The organism is Nonomuraea sp. NPDC049655 (assembly GCF_044465465.1).
In the GTDB taxonomy this organism is placed as follows: domain Bacteria; phylum Actinomycetota; class Actinomycetes; order Streptosporangiales; family Streptosporangiaceae; genus Nonomuraea.
Map to the genome: position 1 here is coordinate 35,925 of NZ_JBITLS010000007.1, position 18,414 is coordinate 54,338.

15 protein-coding genes and 1 riboswitch are annotated in these 18,414 nt (G+C 71.6%); of the genes, 4 read left to right on the forward strand and 11 right to left on the reverse strand.

Annotated elements, in window-relative coordinates:
• Positions 1–7: 7 nt before the first annotated feature.
• The 9 genes from ACIBQ6_RS22965 to ACIBQ6_RS23005 all read right to left on the reverse strand — a co-directional run bounded on the left by ACIBQ6_RS22965 (position 8) and on the right by ACIBQ6_RS23005 (position 10,283).
• Positions 8–2,761 (reverse strand): DUF5682 family protein, encoded by a 2,754-nt coding sequence (locus ACIBQ6_RS22965; RefSeq protein WP_397214311.1) that lies wholly within the window; start codon positions 2,759–2,761, stop codon positions 8–10.
• On the reverse strand, positions 2,758–3,870 hold the full coding sequence (locus ACIBQ6_RS22970) for an AAA family ATPase (RefSeq protein ID WP_358292378.1): 1,113 nt from the start codon (positions 3,868–3,870) through the stop codon (positions 2,758–2,760). The genes ACIBQ6_RS22965 and ACIBQ6_RS22970 overlap by 4 nt, the downstream gene beginning before the upstream one ends.
• Positions 3,871–3,884: 14 nt before the next feature.
• Entirely contained in the window at positions 3,885–5,186 is a 1,302-nt protein-coding gene (locus ACIBQ6_RS22975) for a VWA domain-containing protein (protein ID WP_358292376.1), read from the reverse strand.
• The gene (locus ACIBQ6_RS22980) at positions 5,183–6,622 is read right to left on the reverse strand and encodes a hypothetical protein (RefSeq protein ID WP_397214313.1); all 1,440 of its coding nucleotides are present in this window, start codon (positions 6,620–6,622) and stop codon (positions 5,183–5,185) included. Before ACIBQ6_RS22980 ends, ACIBQ6_RS22975 begins: the two co-directional genes overlap by 4 nt.
• The gene (locus ACIBQ6_RS22985; RefSeq protein WP_397214315.1) at positions 6,622–7,125 is read right to left on the reverse strand and encodes a hypothetical protein; all 504 of its coding nucleotides are present in this window, start codon (positions 7,123–7,125) and stop codon (positions 6,622–6,624) included. The genes ACIBQ6_RS22980 and ACIBQ6_RS22985 overlap by 1 nt, the downstream gene beginning before the upstream one ends.
• A 181-nt stretch (positions 7,126–7,306) precedes the next feature.
• Complete coding sequence (locus ACIBQ6_RS22990; protein WP_397214317.1) at positions 7,307–7,720, reverse strand: cupin domain-containing protein; 414 nt, start codon at positions 7,718–7,720, stop codon at positions 7,307–7,309.
• Between the two features lie 16 nt (positions 7,721–7,736).
• Positions 7,737–8,552: a phosphoenolpyruvate hydrolase family protein gene (locus ACIBQ6_RS22995; RefSeq protein WP_397160452.1), complete on the reverse strand. Its 816-nt coding sequence runs from the start codon at positions 8,550–8,552 to the stop codon at positions 7,737–7,739.
• Complete coding sequence (locus tag ACIBQ6_RS23000) at positions 8,552–9,775, reverse strand: Tm-1-like ATP-binding domain-containing protein (protein WP_358292362.1); 1,224 nt, start codon at positions 9,773–9,775, stop codon at positions 8,552–8,554. Before ACIBQ6_RS23000 ends, ACIBQ6_RS22995 begins: the two co-directional genes overlap by 1 nt.
• A gap of 10 nt (positions 9,776–9,785) precedes the next feature.
• Entirely contained in the window at positions 9,786–10,283 is a 498-nt protein-coding gene (locus tag ACIBQ6_RS23005) for a nuclear transport factor 2 family protein (RefSeq protein ID WP_358292360.1), read from the reverse strand.
• Positions 10,284–10,378: 95 nt separating this feature from the next.
• On the opposite strand from ACIBQ6_RS23005, the gene ACIBQ6_RS23010 reads away from it, so the two are divergent.
• Positions 10,379–10,921: a TetR/AcrR family transcriptional regulator gene (locus ACIBQ6_RS23010; RefSeq protein WP_397214319.1), complete on the forward strand. Its 543-nt coding sequence runs from the start codon at positions 10,379–10,381 to the stop codon at positions 10,919–10,921.
• A 51-nt stretch (positions 10,922–10,972) separates the two neighbouring features.
• Here the strand turns inward: ACIBQ6_RS23010 and ACIBQ6_RS23015 are convergent, their stop codons facing one another.
• Positions 10,973–11,692, reverse strand: coding sequence for a CHAP domain-containing protein (locus tag ACIBQ6_RS23015; protein WP_397214321.1), 720 nt, complete (start codon positions 11,690–11,692; stop codon positions 10,973–10,975).
• 14 nt (positions 11,693–11,706) lie between these two features.
• Positions 11,707–11,844: riboswitch (cyclic di-AMP (ydaO/yuaA leader) on the reverse strand.
• A gap of 260 nt (positions 11,845–12,104) precedes the next feature.
• Positions 12,105–12,452: a luciferase family protein gene (locus ACIBQ6_RS23020; RefSeq protein ID WP_358292351.1), complete on the reverse strand. Its 348-nt coding sequence runs from the start codon at positions 12,450–12,452 to the stop codon at positions 12,105–12,107.
• Between the two features lie 243 nt (positions 12,453–12,695).
• Between ACIBQ6_RS23020 and ACIBQ6_RS23025 the strand changes: the two genes are divergently transcribed.
• The 3 genes from ACIBQ6_RS23025 (at position 12,696) to ACIBQ6_RS23035 (ending at position 18,266) form a co-directional block, all read left to right on the forward strand.
• On the forward strand, positions 12,696–14,654 hold the full coding sequence (locus tag ACIBQ6_RS23025) for a glycosyl hydrolase family 18 protein (protein WP_397214323.1): 1,959 nt from the start codon (positions 12,696–12,698) through the stop codon (positions 14,652–14,654).
• A 190-nt stretch (positions 14,655–14,844) separates the two neighbouring features.
• Positions 14,845–15,858 carry a PP2C family protein-serine/threonine phosphatase gene (locus tag ACIBQ6_RS23030; protein ID WP_397214325.1) on the forward strand — a complete coding sequence of 338 codons (1,014 nt, stop codon included), beginning with the start codon at positions 14,845–14,847 and terminating at the stop codon, positions 15,856–15,858.
• Positions 15,859–15,977: 119 nt separating this feature from the next.
• On the forward strand, positions 15,978–18,266 hold the full coding sequence (locus ACIBQ6_RS23035) for a chitinase C-terminal domain-containing protein (protein ID WP_397214327.1): 2,289 nt from the start codon (positions 15,978–15,980) through the stop codon (positions 18,264–18,266).
• The last annotated feature ends 148 nt before the right edge of the window (positions 18,267–18,414 follow it).

Sequence of the window (18,414 nt, forward strand, 5' to 3'; positions counted from 1 at the left end):
GGGGCCGTCAGGCGAGGAGGGTCGCCAAGGCGGCGGCTGTGGCGGGGTGGTCGGTGAGGAGGGTCTCGACCTCGCGGTTCCCGGGCCCGACGGCGGAGGCGGGCTGTTGCCAGCCACCCTCGCAGCCCAGCAGCCCCGCCACCGCGTCGCACGCCGCCGGATGCCCCGCCAGCAGCTCGGCGACCGGCCCGGACGCGACCGCGGGGGCCGCCTTCGGCGCGGCCGCCGCCGTCCGGGCCCACGGCGGTGTCCAGGCGTCGACCGCCGTCAGGCTGCCGGGGAACGTGCGCCCGGCCTCCCGGACGAGGACCGGCATCAGCTCGCCCGCCTGGTCGCGCAGCGTCGTGATCAGCTTCGGCAACCACGGCAGCAGCACCTGGTCGGGCAGCCGTCCGAACGCCTTGGAGATCACCTCCACCACGAACCCGGACAGCGCCGGAGCCGGCTCCATCGCCTGCACGAACCCGGTGATGTACTGCGGGAACGACGGGATGACCAGCGGGTTGCCGAGCAGCTCGTCGCACCGCGACCGCAGCTCGGCCAGCGGCAGCAGCCCCAGCAGGTGCTGGGCGGCCCACAGCAGCGCCACCTTGGCCGGCGCCTCCGGATGCGACTGCCGCACCGCGATCTCCAGCTGCGCCCGGTCGCACCCGAGCGCCAGCGCCAGCCCCTCCATCGTGAACAGGAACCCGAGCATCGCCGACACCTGCCGCACCCCGGTGTCGTCCTCGACGAACGCGGTCGGGAGCAGGGTGCAGTAGTGGGCGTACCCCTCGGTCACGAACGCCTCGCACCACGCCGGCAGCGTGGGTTCGGCGGTGCGGTAGTAGGCCAGCAGGCGGCGGATGCGGCGCAGCACGTCGGGCGCGTCGTCGACGCCGCGCTCGCCGGCCAGCAGCTCCACCGCCCGCGCGCCCAGCTCGTCGGCGACGCGCCCGCCGCCCAGGTAGAGGATGGCGTCCTCGACGGCGGCCAGGGCCACGGCGGCGGTGGCGTCGGGCTCCCAGACCGCGCGCCGCAGCCGCTGTTCGACCACCTGCTCGATGGTGACGCCCTCGTAGCCGAGCTCGATGATGGCCCGCTGATTGCGGCCGAGCGCGAGGTCCCAGCTCTCCTGGATGGCCCGCTCGCCGAGCTTGCGCTCGCCCATGATCGGCCGGGCCGCGTCGGCGGGCAGCACGAAGCGCAGCATCCACAGCAGGTCGGAGCAGGGCCGCAGCTCCGGGTCGGAGTGCAGGTCGAGCAGCGCCCGCTGGATCGTGCGCTTGTCGAAGTCGACGCCGAGCGGCCGCAGCCGGTCGTAGACGTTCTGGGCCAGCGGCGGCAGCGCGTCGTAGCCGACCGAGCCGATGCGGTCGCCGCCGAGCAGGATCTCGCACAGGCGCCGCACGTCGCGCCGGCCCGGCACGACGTCCTTCTCGATGCAGGTGACCGCCGCGTCCTGGAAGTCGTACGGCGTGGGCCTGGCCCGGTTGCGCATGCCGGCCAGCAGGATCGACGTCTCGAACACCGCGATGGCGTCGGCGGTGCTGGCGAGGTAGCCGTTGCGCCGGGCCAGCCGGACGATGTCGACGCTCCAGCCCAGCAGCTCGGCCTCGTCGAGCGCGTCGAGCGTGGGCGGCCTGGACAGGAACCCGGTCAGCCGGTCGGTGACCTGCGCCGGCGCGGCGGGCGCGGGCAGCTTGACCGGCCGTTTCCTGGCCCCCTTCTGCCCGCTGAGCTGGAACGGGGTCAGCTTGCTCCGCGTCACCGCCTTGGCCCAGGTGGCGGCGGCGATCGACACCGACCCCGAGGCCAGCCCGAACTGCGCCTCGATGGCCGAGTGGCTGGAGGGGATGAGCCCGTACAGCCAGCGGGTCGCGGTGCGTGGGCCGATCTCGTACGGGGCCGTGGCGGCCAGGCCGAACTGCTCGACGCGGCTGGCGGCGTGGAAGGCGCCGCAGACGTAGAGGCAGTCGGCCGGGTCGGCGCCCGAGGCGGACAGGTGCTCGCGCATCCTGGTCCACATGTAGCGCTCGCGCTCCTCGTCGCCGGCCAGCCGGTCGTCGTCGGGGCGCAACCGGCGGAACAGGCTGCCGATGAGGACCATGACCTGGCGGTAGGTGTCGTAGTCGGCGCCGGAGAGCGGCTGCTCGACGTACTGGTCCCACCACTCCGACCAGTGGCGGACCTTGCCGTGGTGGAGCAGGTGCTCCTCCAGCTCGGCGAAGCGGGGGCGCAGGTCGCCGATCTCCACGCCGACGGCGTCGCCGTGCAGGCCGGCCTCCTCCCCCGGTTTCGCCGGCTCATCGCCTTCGCGCGGCAGCCACTGGAAGACGTGGTCGGCCGAGCGGTCGACCAGCACCAGCTCGACGCCCGGGGTCTCCAGCGCGTACGAGATGGCCTGGTACTCGGCCGACGCCTCGGTGATCGGGGCCACCACGCTCAGCGGCCCCGAACCCTTGGGGAAGCCGTCGAGGTCGGTCGCGAACGCCTGGAGCGCCACCGGGAGCCGGCAGTTGCGCAGCTCGGTCAGCAGCGGCGCCAGGTCTTCGCAGAGCTCCAGGTAGATGACCTTGGGCTGCTTCTCCCGCAGGCGGCGCACCATGGCCAGCGCCGAGGCAGGCGAGTGGTGGCAGACCGGGAAGATCTCCAGCTCCTCGCGCAGCGCCCGGTCGACGTCCTCGACGATGCCGGTGAGGATGGACGACACCGCGCCGTCGCCCGCGAAGGCCGCGGCGGCCTCGCTGAGCTGATCCTTCAGCGGTTGGAAGAGGCTCATGACAGGGTGGAGATGGCCTGGCGGCCGCCCTCGAGGAAGTCCTGCCACGGGCCGCCGTCCTTCTTGCTGCGCGGCTCGACCACACCGTGCCAGTACTTGTTGAGGATGGCCAGGTCTTCCGGGCTGCGCCGGGCCAGCGAGCCGACCAGCGAACCGGCCAGCGTCTCGGGGCGCAGCGTGCGGTCGCCGAAGAAGTGACTGTGCAGGATGGCGTCCTCCAGCACGCCGATCTGCTCGGCCGTGGACAGCGCGGACTCCAGCTTCTCGTCGTCGCTGGTCGCCGAGGCGGCCGCGGCCCGCAGGTCGGCGAAGCTCTGCAGCAGGATGTCCAGCAGCGTGGGCGGCAGGTCGAGCTCGATCTGGTGCCGGCGCAGCAGCTCCTCGGTGCGGAACCGGACGATCTCCGCCTCGCTCTTCTTGTTCGTCACCACCGGGATGCGGACGAAGTTGAAGCGGCGCTTGAGCGCGGAGGACAGGTCGTTGACGCCCCGGTCGCGGCTGTTGGCGGTGGCGATGATCGAGAAGCCGGGCTGGGCGAAGACGATGTTGTCGTCGTCGAGCTCGGGGATGGAGACGTACTTCTCCGACAGGATGGAGATCAGCGCGTCCTGGACGTCGCTGGTCGAGCGGGTCAGCTCCTCGAAGCGGCCGATCACGCCCTGCTCCATGGCGTTCATGATCGGCGAGGGGATCATCGACTCGCGCGACTGGCCCTTGGCGATGACCATCGAGACGTTCCACGAGTATTTGATGTGGTCTTCGGTGGTGCCCGCGGTGCCCTGCACGACCAGCGTGGAGTTGCGGCTGATCGCCGCGGACAGCAGCTCGGCCAGCCAGCTCTTGCCCGTGCCGGGGTCGCCGATGAGCAGCAGGCCGCGGTCGGAGGCCAGCGTCACGATGCTGCGCTCGACGAAGCTGCGGTCACCGAACCACTTCTGCGGGATCTCGCGGTCGAGCCCGTCGGAGCGCTCGGAGCCGAGGATGAAGATGCGGATCATGCGCGGGCTGAGCCGCCACGAGAACGGCTTGGGGCCGTCGTCGACCGACTCCAGCCAGTCGAGCTCGTCGGCGTACTTCACCTCTGCGGGGGCGCGCAGCATGTCACTCATGGTCGGGGGTTCTCCTAGGTGAGGAAGTTCTTGAGCTCGAAGACGAGCTTGCGGACGTGGCCGGAGAGCACGGGGGTGCCCAGGTCCTTGAGTTTCTGGCGGTACCACGGGTCGACGCTCTGGTGGCCGGAGCTGTTGACCGAGCCGACGGGGATGAACTTGACCCCTGAACGGTGGATCGACCCGAAGTCGTTGATCAGCGAGCGGTTGTCGTAGAAGTCGGAGATCCACACCATCACGGTGTTGCGCGGATCGGCGATCTTCGGCCTGGCCAGGGCCATCGCGGCCGTGCCGTCGGTGCCGCCGCCGAGCGTCGTGCGCAGCAGCACCTCGAACGGGTCGTGCACCCACGGCGTCAGGTCGAGCGCGCGGGTGTCGTACGCGACGAGGTGCACGTCGACCTTGGGCAGGCCGGCGAAGATCGAGGCCAGGATGGTGCAGTTGACCATCGCGTCGACCATCGAGCCCGACTGGTCGACGACCACGATGAGCCGGGCCGGCGTGGTGCGGCGGGCCGTCTGCCGGTAATAGAGCCGGTCGACGTAGAGCCGCTGGTCCTCGGGGCTCCAGTTGGTGAGGTTCTTCCAGATCGTGCGCTCGATGTCGAGGTTGCGGAAGACCCGCTTCGGCGGCACCGACCGGTCGATGACGCCCACGCTGGTCTTCTCCACCTGCGTGCGCAGCACTTCGGCGACCTCGTCGACGAACCTGCGGATCAGCGCCTTGGCGTTGGCGAGGGCGACGCCGGACAGGTTGGACTTGTCGCGCAGCAACTGCTCGATGAGCGACATGCTGGGCGTGAGCTGCCTGGCCAGAGCCGGGTCGGCGAGCACCTCGCGCAGCCGCATGCGCTTGACCAGATCGCCCTCGATCATGGCGAGGACGGCGGCCAGCTCGTCGTTGCCCGGCCCGTTCCGCAGGCCGCCGGGCTCGCAGCCCATGCCCTTCTCGAACCAGGCGGCGTCCTGCTTCCAGCGGGCCAGGTCGCCCGCCGTGACGTCGCCCGTGCCGGTGGAGAACACGTTGAGCAGCAGCTTGGAGACCAGGGCGGCGCGGCGCACCTCGCCGCCCTCCTCGTGCTCCTTGTCGGCCATCAGGTCCTGGAGCTCGGCGCCCAGCTCGGGGAAGCGCTGGACGAGCGTGTCCACCGAGACGCCGGGGTCGAGCAGCGCGGGCGGCAGCTCCAGGTCGCCGACGATGCCCATGCTGGCCGTCTCCAGCGCGGGCTGCTCGTCGGCCGAGAACAGCCGCGACATGAGCCGCCAGTACAGCACTTGGCGCCGGGTCTCGTCGGCGCTCGTGGTCGAGTCGGTCATTTCCGCAGCAGCCGTCCTGCCCGTTCGCGCAGCACGGCGACCACGTCGCCGGCCTTGGCCTCGGCCTTGACGACCTTGGGGTCGGTGGGGCCGTTCGCCCAGTCGCCGTTGTGCACGGTGACGGGCTTCTTCTTGACCGTGGCCTGGACGGCCAGCGGCTGCAGCAGCCACCTGCCGCCGTCGCGGCGCACCAGCCCGACGCACGCCGAGGACGCGGCCACCAGCTCCGGCGTGAGCGGGCAGCTCGCCGGGAGCCGGTCGAGGTCGAGGGCGAGCTTGTTGCCGCCCAGGTCGAGGGTGTGCCCGTCGACCGTGTACCCCTCGACCAGCACCGGCTCGGCGATGCGCACGGGGTGGCGGTCGAGCGGCGGCGTGGCCGGGGCCAGCGCGCCCGCGAGCCGCACCCGCGCGGTGGTGAACGGGTCGGCCTCGGCGCCGGTGCGGGCGCGGTCGTCGTGCCACAGCAGGTCGCCGCCGGGCAGCAGCGGCATGCCGTCGATCTCCACGGACCGGTGGTCGGCCAGCGCGCCCATGAGCACGGGCCGCCCGCCGAACAGCCGCCACACCGACGGGCCCACGATGGTGTCGACCTTGGCCGCCGCGACGCTCGTGCGCACCAGCCGGGTCTGGCCGCCGGCCTCCTCCAGGACGCCGTGCACCTGCACGCGGACGACCGTGGCGTGCTCGTGCACGTCGGCGCCGAGGATGAGCAGCCGCCCCGACACCGGCTCGGGCACGCCGTGCCACGGCCCGGACTGGGCCAGCAGCAGCCCGCGCGTCCACAGGTCGGCCCACCGCCTGAGCGGCAGCCGGTCCATCGTCGCCACCGGGGACGAGGCCCGCAGCTCGGTCGCCAGCCCGTCGAGCAGCACGGCGAGCCCGCGCAGCTCGGGCACCCCGAGCAGCGCCTCGATCGCCTGGTCGGCGCCGGAGACGAGGTCGTCGTCGACGCCCCGCCAGCCGGTGATCGCCAGCTCCCGCAACCAGACCCGGCACCCGGCCAGCAGGTTCTCCGGCACGCCGCCGGACGCCGCCTCGCTGCCCGGCACGCCGCCCACGGACGCCGCCCCTGTTGTGGCGTCCGTGGCGGCGGCCGGCGGCCAGGGTGCGCGGCTGCGGCCCAGAGCGTGGTCGAGGCGGGCGAGCAGGGCGTCGTGCACCGCGCCGAACAGCGCGGCCCGCCCGCCGGCCAGCGCGGCCAGGTGCTCGTCGGCGACCGACCCCGCGGTCACCTTCTCCACCGCCTCGCCCAGCCGCTCGCCGAGCGGGGAGCCCGCGAGCGCGCCGGCCAGCGCCGCCAGCGCCGCGGCCGGCTCCTCGGCGACCCTGGCGAACCCGTGCCCGAGCGCGCCGTCGAACCCCGTGGCGAGCGCGAGCGCCTCCGCGACCCCGGCCGGCCCGTCGCCGGCCAGCTCCCCGAGCTGTACGTCGAGCATCAGCCCACCTTTCCCGTCTCGGGCCCCATCGCCGGGAACCAGTGGAGCTCGGCCAGCGGCTCGGTGCTGTCGGGCACCTCCAGGTAGGCCAGGTGGCGCAGGAACCGGCTGAGCACCACGGCCGCCGGGGTGCGCTGGGGGGTGCCGTTCAGCGCGCTCATCAGGTGGCCGCCCTCGGGCACCTCGACGCGCAGGTAGCGGGCCACCCGGTCGAGGCCGTACTGGAGCACGGCCTCGTCGGCCAGCATGCGGATGTGCTTGCACGCGTAGCCGTGCAGCGCGCCGCACGGGCGGTTGTTGTTGGTGCTGCAGCTCAGGTCGTGGGTGCCGGCGGCGATCGAGGAGACGTAGACCCGCTCGATGTCGGACCCGCTCGACACGACCCCCTGCAACCTGCCGTCAGCCAGCTCGACGAAGGGCACCTTCGCCAGCTTGCGCGGCTGGACCGGCGGCACCACCCGCACGACGCTGCGCTGCTCCCACGCGGTTTCGTCCGCGTCCAAGGTCTCGACCTCCAGTCTGACGGCATGCTCGCGCCGACAGCCAACTCCGATGGGGCTTGATCAACAGACCCGGAAATCTACCGGAGGCCACCGACAGACCGGACGTGAACGATCATTCACATGGAGGTCGAGCAGCCGGAGGCCGTGCGCGGGCTCGCACCCCGCGCACGGCCTCCGCCGCTCAGGAGGTGGCGGCCGCCCAGGTGGGGTGGTCGCCGGGGCCGAGCTCCACGAAGCCGGGCAGCTCGCGCAGCGCCAGCTCGGCCCCGCCCGGCGTGTACGTCGCGATGATCCGCAGCGGCCGCCAGCCGGTGTTGAAGGTGGAGTGCAGCGTGCCCTTCGGGATGTAGATCGCCTCACCGGCCCTGACCGGGAACTCCGGGTCGTCGCCGACGGTCTGCCGTCCCTCGCCCTCGATGACGTAGAGGACCTCGTCGGAGTCGGGGTGCAGGTGGCGTTCGTGGCCCTTGTTCGGGTTGATGATGACCTCGCCGAACGTGGAGGACGCGTCCGGCACGGCGTCGGGCGTCACGTGCCATTTGATGGCCCCCCAGTCGAAGATCATCGTGGGCAGGGCGTCCGGTCGTCGGTGCATGGCGGGTTCCTCCCGGTCAGAGCTGCTTGAAGGCGCGGACCTGTTCGGCGATGGCCCGCTCGGCGGGCAGGCGTTCCATCGAGGACGCGCCGAAGAACCCGGCGACGCCGACCGTGCGCTGCTGGATGTGGCGCACGTCGTCGGGCTCGGCGATGGGGCCGCCGTGGCACAGCACGATGACGTCGGGGTTGACGGCGACGGCGGCGTCGCGCATCTCCTGGACGCGCACGGCCGCCTCGTCGAGGCCGATCGCGGTGACGGCGCCGATGCTGCCCTTGGTGGTCAGGCCCATGTGCGGGACGAGGATGTCGGCGCCCGCCCGCGCCATGGCCGTGGCCTGCTCGGGGGTGAACACGTAGGGGGCGGTGAGCAGGTCGCGCTCGGCGGCCAGCCTGATCATCTCCACCTCCAGGTCGAAGCCCATGCCGGTCTCCTCCAGGTTCGCCCGGAAGACACCGTCGATCAGGCCGACCGTCGGGAAGTTCTGGACGCCGGTGAAGCCCATGTCCTTCAGCTCGTCGAGGAAGCGCGGCATCAGCCGGAACGGGTCGGTCCCGCACACCCCGGCCAGCACCGGCGTGTCCTTGACGACCGGCAGGACCTCCCCCGCCATCTCCACGACGATCGCGTTGGCGTCGCCGTACGGCATCAGGCCGGCGAGCGAGCCGCGGCCGGCCATCCGGAACCGCCCGGAGTTGTAGATGATGAGCAGATCGACCCCGCCCGCCTCGGCGGACTTGGCCGACAGCCCGGTGCCCGCGCCGCCGCCGATGATCAGCCGGCCGGCCTCCCGCTCGGCGCGCAACCTCCGTAGTGCCTCGTCGCGACGCATCAAGCCCCCTTCTCGATCAGCCGGTGCAGCCGGTCGGCGGCCGCCACGGCGAACTGCGCGTTGTTGATGTCCTGGTCGCTCTGCACGACCTCGACGGCGGTGCCCGCGACGGCCGCGAGCACGGCGTCGAAGCAGGCCGCGTCGGCCGCCGGGTCGTGGAACGGGCCGCCCTCGACGTCGACGGCCGAGACGCCGCCGCGCGGCACGAACAGCGTGACCGGCCCGGAAGCGCGGGCCAGCCGCTCGCCGATCGCCCGCCCGATCTCGGCGTTCTCGTCGGGAGTGGTGCGCATGAGCGTCACCGTCGGGTTGTGCGCCAGGAGCTGCCGTGACCTGAACCGTTCCGGCACGGTCTCCATCGGGCCGAAGTTGACCATGTCGACGGCGCCCAGGCTGACGACCTGCGGGATGCCGGCCCGCCCGGCGGCGGTCAGGCGGTCGGGGCCGGCCGACAACACGCCGCCGACGAGCTCGTCGGCCAGCTCGGTGGTGGTCAGGTCGAGCACCCCGGCGAAGTGGCCGCCGGCCGCCAGCGCCTCCATGGCCCGGCCGCCCGAGCCGGTGGCGTGGAAGACCAGCACCTCGTAGCCCAGGGACTCCAGCCGGGCCCGCGCGGCGTCGACGGCGGGCGTGGTGACGCCGAACATCGTGGCCGCGACCAGCGGTTTGTCCTCCCCGGACGGCTCGGCGCCGGCGTCGTAGGAGGCGGCCATCGCGCTGATCGCGGCGGCGGCGTTGGTCAGGATGCGGCGGGAGACGGAGTTGACGCCCGCGACGTCGACGACGCTGTACATGAGCGTCACGTCGGTCTCCCCGACGTAGGCCGAGACGTCGCCGCTGACCATGGTCGAGACGAGCAGCTTGGGCAGGCCGACGGGCAGCGCCCGCATGACGGCGGCGGCGATGGAGGAGCCGCCGCTGCCGCCGAGCGCGAGCACGCCGCTCAGCTCGCCGCGGGCGTGCAGGTCCTTGGCCAGGGCGGTGGCCCCGGCCGCCATGGCCGCGAGAGCGGCGCCGCGGTCGCCGGCGCTCCTGAGCCGATCGAGGCCCGTGCCCGCGGCCCGCGCGACGGCCTCGGCGGGCACGTCGGCGGCCAGCGCCGGGGCGCCCATGACGCCGGTGTCCATGAGGACGACGCCCTGGCCGGCCCGGACGATCAGGTCGCGGACGAGGGCGTACTCCTCCCCCTTGGTGTCGAGGGTGCCCAGCAGCAAGACCGCCATGTCAGACCTCCTACGATCGGCCTTCCGACCTTACCCCGGCGATCTCCGCGTGGCGGATGCCCAGGACGTCCACGCCGTGCTCGGACAGCGGGCGGGAGCCGAAGATGCGGCGTTCCTCCTCGGTGATGGCGACGTCGTTGATGCTGGCCTCCCGGCGGCGCATCAGCCCCGACGCGTCGAACTCCCACTGCTCGTTGCCGTAGCTGCGCCACCACTGGCCGGCGGCGTCGCGGGACTCGTACTGGAAGCGCACGGCGATGCGGTCGCCGGTGACCGCCCACAGCTCCTTGCGCAGGGCGTAGTCCAGCTCGCGGGCCCACTTGCGGCGCAGGAACTCCGCGATCTCGGCGCGGCCGGTGACGAACTCGCCCCGGTTGCGCCACACGGAGTCCTCGGTGTACGCGAGCGCGACGCGGTCGGGGTCGCGGGTGTTCCAGGCGTCCTCGGCGGCCTGGACCTTGATCCGGGCGGTCTCCTCGGTGAACGGCGGGACGGGCGGGCGGGTCATGGGCGGTCCTCTCATCGAGAGAACGGGCGTTCTCCCGGGTTGTGCGCTAGCGTAGAGAACGATCGTTCTCCGCGGCAAGCACCTGGAGGGGTGTCATGGATCACGAGCAGCGGCTGCTGGACGCCGCGGGCGACCTGTTCTACCGCCGCGGCGTGCAGGCGGTCGGCATGGACGAGATCCGGGCCGCCTCCGGCGTCTCGCTGAAACGCCTCTACCAGTGTTTCCCGTCGAAGGAGGCGCTGGTCGTGGCCTATCTGCGGCGGCGCGACGAACGCTGGATGGCCTCGCTCACCGCGTACGTGGCCGACGCCGGCGACCGCATCCCGGCGGTCTTCGCGTGGCTGGAACGCTGGTTCACCGAGGACGACTTCCGCGGCTGCGGGTTCGCCAACGCCTTCGCCGAGCTGGGCGCCGGTTCGGCCGCCGTCCGCACGGCGGTGCGCGAGCACAAGGAGCGCCTGCGCGCCTACCTGCGCTCGCTCGCCGAGGAGGCCGGAGCCGGAGACCCCGGCCTGCTCGCCGAGCAGTTGCTCACCCTGATCGACGGCGCCACGGTCACCGCGATGATCTCCGAGGAGGCGGGCGCGGCCCGCTCGGCCGGGCAGGCCGCGGCGGTCCTGGTCCACCGGCGGCCCTGAAACGCGAAAGAGCGCACTCCCCGCGGGGAATGCGCTCTTCGCTTGGCAGGATCAGGCGGCGTACGACGGGTAGCCGTAGCCGACGACCTGGGAGGTCGGGCGGACACGCTGCTCGACCTTGCCGTTGCCGGTGTTGCCCTCGATCGTGGAGATCGTGCCGTCGCCGTTGTCCTTGACGACGAAGCCGACGTGCTGGATGTCGCTCAGGCTCTTGCTGCCGCTCCAGGAGAAGAAGACGACGGCGCCCGGCTTGGCCTCGGTGCCCCAGCGGTCGTTGGCGGCGAACCACTTGGCGTGGGTCACGGTGTAGGCGTCCCAGCCGACCTGCGGGCGGGCGCCGGTCTGCTCGCCGACCCAGGAGACGAACATCGAGCACCAGGGGGCGTTCAGGTACATGGCGCGGTTGCCGCCGTCACGCGCGGCGGTCTCGGCGGCGCGCTGCGAATCGGCGTACCACTTCTGGAACTTGGTGCCGCCGCCGTTGGCGTCCTCGGAGGTGCCGACCTGGGCGCGGGCCGTGGCCAGCACCTGGGCGGCGGTGACGTTGACCTTGCCCTTGGCGCTCTCGTCGGCGGCGCGGTTCTGCGCGACGCGCGGCTGGGCGGCCACGCCGGCGACCTTGGCGGTCTGGGTGGCGGTGTGGGCGGTGGCGGTGGCGGTGTCGGCGTTCACTGCCGCGTGCGTGCCGAGCACGCCGGCGACGGCGGTCGCGCCGAGAGCGATCTTGGCGAGGTCGAGCTTGTAGGCACGGTGAAGACGGTGCTTGGCCATGAGGGTGTTACTCCTTGAGCTTCCGTGCCGCTTGCCGGGTTAGCTGACGGGTTCGGGCGGGAAGCTGCCCTACGGCACCACGGTGCCGATTCACCCCATTGGACACATGGGTCCCCGGTTCCGCGCACAGGCGGATTCAGCGGTCTCTTGGTCAGGCAAAGGGCTGACGCATCGTCTTCCCGGGCCCGGGAAAGGGCCTGAAGGTATATGTGCGACGCCCGGATGCGGGGATGTCCGCATCGACTCTGTACAACACGGGTCCCGCTTGGGTAATTCCCAGGCAATGCCATCCCTACCTGGGACGACTCCCCGTTCGGCTGTGTACAACCAAGCTACCCGGCGAGTAATTCCCAGGCAAATGGCGGCAATGAATTCGACGGTGCGTGGGAGAAACGCTACGCACCGAATCGGTTCACGCCACGTGCGCCTTTATCGCCACACTCGTGAGCGCCAGCAACAATTCCAGATCGGGCTCGGCGTCGACCTGCACGGCGACCCAGGCGCGGTCGCGGCAGGCATGGACCTGGTCGCACGCCCGCAGGTACGGCTCCAGGCGGCCGATGGCGGGGGCGGTGAGCCGTACGTGGATCTCGTCCCGGCCGGCCAGGCGCAGGATCTCGGTTCCGTGTACGGCGAAGGTGACCTGCTGACCGGTGCCGCTGACGTTCAGCGACGGCCAGGACCGTAACTCCGCGACCGCGCGGACCACGTAGGGCCCGCGTCGCGTGGGCGTCCGCCGCCAGGCGGAGATTCCTGCCACGCTCCAATGCTGAGCCACGGCTCACCTCGCCGTCAGCCCCCGTTCCTGAACCGTTATCCCCTCGTGAACGGGCGCGTCCAGGGTCTGACCGGCACGATTACGGACGCCTGACCGATACGTATTGACGCTCCCCCAGGCAGAAGCTACCGTCGATTCACAACTTAAAGGAAACTTTCCTAATAGTTTCCCCAGAAGTCTCCCATCCCACTCCCCACACACCCCCCCAACGGATGTCGGAGCGACATGAAGCACACCATTCTGAGCAAGGTCCTGGCGGGAATGGCGGCATTGGCCCTGCCTCTCACCGCGGCCGTGGCCGCCCCAGCGCTCGCCTCCGCCAGCACGGTGGCGTACGCGGCGGCCTGGGCCCCGTGGACCGCCTACACGGCGGGCACGGTCGTCACCTACAACGGCGTCGACTACGTCTGTCTCCAGGCGCACACCTCCCAGCCCGGCTGGGAGCCGCCGAACGTGGCGGCGCTGTGGAAGGTCTCCGGTGGCGGCGGCAGCGACACGACCGCGCCGTCCGTGCCGGGCAACCTGCGCTCGACCGGCGTCACGGACACCAGCGTGGCCCTGGCCTGGAACGCCTCCACCGACAACGTGGCCGTGACCGGCTACGAGGTCTACCGCGGCGGCACCCTGGTCACCACCGTCACGGGCACCACGTACAACGACACCGGCCTCACCGCGAACACGGCCTACAGCTACACCGTGCGCGCGCGTGACGCGGCCGGCAACCGCTCGGCCAACAGCAACCAGATCTCCGCGACGACCACCGGCGGCGGTGGCGGCGACGACAAGACACCGCCGTCGGTCCCCGGCAACCTGCGCTCGACCGGCGTCAGCAACAACAGCGTCTCGCTGGCCTGGAACGCCTCCACCGACAACGTGGCGGTCACCGGCTACGAGGTCTACCGCGGCGGCACCCTGGTCACCACCGTCACGGGCACCACGTACAACGACACCGGCCTCACCGCCAACACCTCCTACAACTACACCGTGCGCGCGCGTGACGCGGCGGGCAACCGCTCGGCCGACAGCAACCAGATCACCGCGACCACCACGGGCGGCGGCGGTGGCGGCGGCAACAAGGTGCTGGGCTACTTCGTCCAGTGGGGCATCTACCAGCGCGGCTACCACGTCAAGAACATCGACACCAGCGGCTCGGCGGCCAAGCTGACCCACATCAACTACGCGTTCGGCAACGTGCAGAACGGGCAGTGCACGATCGGCGACAGCTACGCCGACTACGACCGCTTCTACCAGGCGGGCGAGAGCGTCGACGGCGTCGCCGACACCTGGGACAACGGCGCGCTGCGCGGCAACTTCAACCAGCTGCGCAAGCTGAAGAAGAAGTACCCCAACCTGAAGGTGCTCTTCTCCTTCGGCGGCTGGACCTGGTCCGGCGGCTTCGGCCAGGCGGCGCAGAACCCGACGGCCTTCGCCGACTCCTGCTACAAGCTGGTGGAGGACCCCCGCTGGGCCGACGTCTTCGACGGCATCGACATCGACTGGGAGTACCCGAACGCCTGCGGCCTGACCTGTGACACCAGCGGCGCGGCGGCGTTCAAGAACGTGATGTCCGCGCTGCGCTCCCGCTTCGGCGCGAACAACCTGGTCACCGCGGCCATCACCGCCGACGGCAACGACGGCGGCAAGATCGACGCGGCCGACTACGGCGGCGCCGCCCAGTACGTCGACTGGTACAACGTCATGACGTACGACTTCTTCGGCGGCTGGGACGCGCAGGGCCCGACCGCCCCGCACTCCCCGCTCACCACCTGGGACAAGATCCCGATCCCCGGCTTCTACACCGACAACGCCATCCAGAAGCTCAAGAGCAAGGGCGTCCCGGCCGCCAAGCTGCTGCTCGGCATCGGCTTCTACGGCCGCGGCTGGACCGGCGTGACCCAGGCCGCGCCCGGCGGCACGGCGACCGGCCCGGCGCCCGGCACGTACGAGCAGGGCATCGAGGACTACAAGGTCATCAAGACCCGCTGCCCGTCCACCGGCACGGTCGCGGGCACGGCCTACGCCTACTGCGGCAACCAGTGGTGGAGCTACGACACGCCGAGCACCATCGGCGGCAAGATGAGCTACTCGAAGAACCAGGGCCTCGGCGGCGCGTTCTTCTGGGAGCTCAGCGGTGACACCACCAACGCCGAACTCCTCACGGCCATGAAGAACGGCCTCGGATAAGTTCGCACGTCAGGGCCGGTCCCGGGTTTCGGGGCCGGCCCTTCGCCGTGCCCGGCGCGCCGCAGGACGGAACACGGACGCCTTGGGAGAAGCTGGTCACCGGGGGTGAACGACGATTCTGTGGGGTGGCGGGCCCAGGCGGCCCTTCTTCACGACACCGGTCTTCCTGGTCGGCCTGATCGGGATCACGGTGCTGGTGGTCGGGCTGGACAGGTTCACCGGCGGGGGCGCGGAGCTCGTGCCGGTGCTGATCTTCCTGCCCGCGATCGTGTCGGGGCTGGGCTCGGTGTGGCAGACGGCGGTCGCGTCGGTGTGGGTGCTGGCGGTGGTGTCGGCCTCGGTCGCCTATCTGGGCGGCAATCTGCGGACGAACCTGGAGGTCTCCGGCTTCACCGCGGCGTTCGGGCTGATGAGCGTGGTCGGCGCGAGCTACCGGATCCAGCGCGAGGAGGAGGTCCGCCGGTTGCGCTCGGCCGCCGCGGCGTTGCAGCGGCAGCTCGTCAGGCCGCTGCCGCTGCGCTCGCTCGACGTGGTCGTGGACGGCCTCTACCAGCCCATCGAGGAGGACACGATGGTGGGCGGCGACATGTACGAGGTGGCGCCGTCGCCGTACGGGACCCGGGTGATGATCGCGGACGTGCAGGGCAAGGGGCTGCCCGCGATCGGCGCCGCGCTGGCCGTGCTGGGCGCCTTCCGGGAGGCGGCCTATCGCGAGATCTCCCTCATGGGCGTGGCCGACGCCCTGGAGGACGCCGTGATCAGGCACAACAGGTTCGCCGCGCACACCGGCGAGCCCGAGCGGTTCGTCACCGCGCTGCTGCTGGACATCGGCCCGGAGCTGGAGGTGGACGCGGTCAACTGCGGGCACATAGCGCCGTACCTGATCCACGGCGGGAACGCCGGGCAGCTCTGGCTCGGTGAGCCGGAGGTGCCGCTCGGCCTCGCCGGGCTGGCGGGCGAGCCACGCCACGGCGCGCGCTTCGCCTTCCCGCGCGGGGCCTCGCTGCTGCTGTGCACCGACGGCGTGACCGAGGCCCGCGATCGCGACGGCTCCTTCTACCCGCTGGAGCAACGGCTGCGCTCCTGGGCCCGCGACCCGCCGGCCAGGACCGTCGAGGCCCTGGCCGCCGACCTGAACACCTTCACGCACGGCGCGCCGCGCGACGACATCGCGGTGCTCATCCTGCGCCGGACCGGATCGTGACCGCGCGAACGACCGGACGGCAACTATTAAGAAAGTTTCCTAACAGAGAGCATTGACGGCCCTGGTCACCAGGCTTACCTTCCGATCAACCCCCCAGTCATGCCCCATCGGAGGTGGCCTTGAAGCCCACACGCCTACGCGCGGCCCTGGCCGCGTGCGGCACCTCACTGGTCCTCATCGCGGGAGCCCTGGCCGGTACGGCCACCGCCGCGGCCGACAACGCCGCCTGCCGCCCGGACGGCCTCTATCAGACCCCCGGCGTGGACGTCCCCTACTGCCTGGCCTACGACGAGGACGGCCGGGAGAAGATGGGGGCCGACCACCCCCGCCGCATCATCGGCTACTTCACCAGCTGGCGCACCGGCAAGAACGGCCGGCCCGCCTACCTGGCCGGCAACATCCCGTGGGGCAAGGTCACCCACATCAACTACGCCTTCGCCCACGTCGACGGCAGCAACAAGATCGCCGTGGACGCCGACGCGACCGCGACCGAGTGGCCCGGCGTCGCCGGCGCCGAGATGGACCCGGCCTACGCCTACAAGGGGCACTTCAACCTGCTGAACAAGTACAAGAAGCAGTACCCCGGCACCAAGACGCTGGTGTCGGTCGGCGGCTGGGCCGAGACCGGCGGCTACTTCGACGCGAGCGGCGCCCGCGTGCCCTCCGGCGGCTTCTACTCGATGACCATCAACGCCGACAGCTCGGTCAACCAGGCCGGCATCGGCACGTTCGCCGACTCGGTCGTCGCGTTCGTGCGCGCGTACGGGTTCAACGGCGTCGACATCGACTACGAGTACCCGACCTCGATGAAGGACGCGGGGAACCCGCTCGACTGGACCATCGCCAACGCCCGCCGGTCGAGCCTGATGAAGGGCTACGCGGCCCTGATGAGGACGCTGCGCCAGAAGCTGGACACCGCGGCCGCCGCGGACGGCAGGTACTACATGCTGACCGTCGCCGCCCCCGCCTCCGGCTACCTGCTGCGCGGCATGGAGACCTTCCAGGTCACCCAGTACCTGGACTACGTCAACATCATGTCCTACGACCTGCACGGCGCCTGGAACGAGTTCGTCGGCCCCAACGCCGCCCTGTACGACGACGGCAAGGACGCCGAGCTGGCCAAGTGGGGCGTCTACACCGCCGCCCAGTACGGCGGCCTCGGCTACCTCAACACCGACTGGGCCTACCACTACTTCCGCGGCGCGATGCCGGCCGGCCGGATCAACATCGGCGTGCCGTACTACACGCGCGGCTGGAAGAACGTCAACGGCGGCGCGAACGGCCTGTGGGGCACCTCCAACGGCCCGAGCGGCAGCTGCCCGCAGGGCATGACCACCTGCGGCGACGGCGCCCGCGGCATCGACAACCTGTGGCACGACGAGGAGAACGGCAAGGAGGTCGGCGCCGGCTCCAACCCCATGTGGCACGCCATGAACCTGGCCAAGGGCATCGCCGGCTCCTACGGCCCCGCCTACGGCCTGGACCCGGCCAACGACCCCGAGGACCGGCTGACCGGCACCTACACCCGCAACTACAACGCCACCCTGACCGCCCCCTGGTTGTGGAACGCCGCCAAGAAGGTGTTCCTGTCCACCGAGGACGACCAGTCGCTCGGCGCCAAGGCCGACTACGTCAGGAACCAGGGCATCGGCGGCGTGATGATCTGGGAGCTGGCCGGCGACTACGCCTGGGACGCGGCCAAGGGCGAGTACTTCATGGGCCAGACCCTGACCGGCCTGCTCTACGACAAGCTCAGGACCGCCGCCCCGTACGGCGCGGCCAAGGCCAAGGTGGCCGTCCCCGCCGAGAAGGTGGACGTCACGATCGAGGCCACCGGCTTCCCCGCCGGCGACAGCAACTACCCGATCAACCCCAAGCTCGTCATCACCAACAAGACGCAGACCACCATCCCGGGCGGCGCGGAGTTCCAGTGGGACTACGCGACCTCCGCCCCGAACAACGCCAAGGACCAGTCGGGCTTCGGCCTGCGGGTGATCAGCAGTGAGCACACCGGCAACAACGTCGGCGGGCTCAAGGGCGACTTCCACCGGGTGTCGGTGAAGCTGCCCACCTGGCAGACGCTCGCCCCCGGCGCGTCGGTGACCCTCGACTACGTGTACTACCTGCCCGTCCCCGGCCAGGCGAACTACACGCTGACCTTCGGCGGCAGGACGTACGGGCTGGTCCAGGACCTGGCTCGGGGCGGCGTCGCGCCCAGCCCGAGCCCGACCGTCACCCCGACCGGCGGCGCCTGCACCGCGCCCGCCTGGAGCGCGACGGCCGTCTACAACGGCGGCCAGCGCGTCTCGCACAAGGCCCACACGTGGGAGGCCAAGTGGTGGACGCAGGGCCAGGAGCCCGGCACCACCGGCGAGTGGGGCGTCTGGAAGGACGTCGGCGCCTGCTGAGGCGGCGCCGCCGGCCGGGGGGGGGGGGGGGGCGCGGGCCCCCCCCCCCCCCCCCCCCCGGGGCGGGGGGGGGGGGCGGGGCCCCCCCCCCCCGCCCGCCCCCAATCGACCGTGCGGGGGGGGTCGGGCCGCATGGCCGAAAGCGCCC

Excerpts from the sequence above, each read along its gene's own strand:
- ACIBQ6_RS22970 (WP_358292378.1), bottom strand. The coding sequence starts at position 3,870 with ATGAGTGACATGCTGCGCGCCCCCGCAGAGGTGAAGTACGCCGACGAG.
- ACIBQ6_RS22995 (WP_397160452.1), bottom strand. The coding sequence starts at position 8,552 with ATGCGTCGCGACGAGGCACTACGGAGGTTGCGCGCCGAGCGGGAGGCC.
- ACIBQ6_RS23010 (WP_397214319.1), top strand. The coding sequence starts at position 10,379 with ATGGATCACGAGCAGCGGCTGCTGGACGCCGCGGGCGACCTGTTCTAC.
- ACIBQ6_RS22990 (WP_397214317.1), bottom strand. The coding sequence starts at position 7,720 with ATGCACCGACGACCGGACGCCCTGCCCACGATGATCTTCGACTGGGGG.
- ACIBQ6_RS22965 (WP_397214311.1), bottom strand. The coding sequence starts at position 2,761 with ATGAGCCTCTTCCAACCGCTGAAGGATCAGCTCAGCGAGGCCGCCGCG.
- ACIBQ6_RS23025 (WP_397214323.1), top strand. The coding sequence starts at position 12,696 with ATGAAGCACACCATTCTGAGCAAGGTCCTGGCGGGAATGGCGGCATTG.
- ACIBQ6_RS22980 (WP_397214313.1), bottom strand. The coding sequence starts at position 6,622 with ATGCTCGACGTACAGCTCGGGGAGCTGGCCGGCGACGGGCCGGCCGGG.
- ACIBQ6_RS23000 (WP_358292362.1), bottom strand. The coding sequence starts at position 9,775 with ATGGCGGTCTTGCTGCTGGGCACCCTCGACACCAAGGGGGAGGAGTAC.
- ACIBQ6_RS23015 (WP_397214321.1), bottom strand. The coding sequence starts at position 11,692 with ATGGCCAAGCACCGTCTTCACCGTGCCTACAAGCTCGACCTCGCCAAG.
- ACIBQ6_RS23005 (WP_358292360.1), bottom strand. The coding sequence starts at position 10,283 with ATGACCCGCCCGCCCGTCCCGCCGTTCACCGAGGAGACCGCCCGGATC.
- ACIBQ6_RS22975 (WP_358292376.1), bottom strand. The coding sequence starts at position 5,186 with ATGACCGACTCGACCACGAGCGCCGACGAGACCCGGCGCCAAGTGCTG.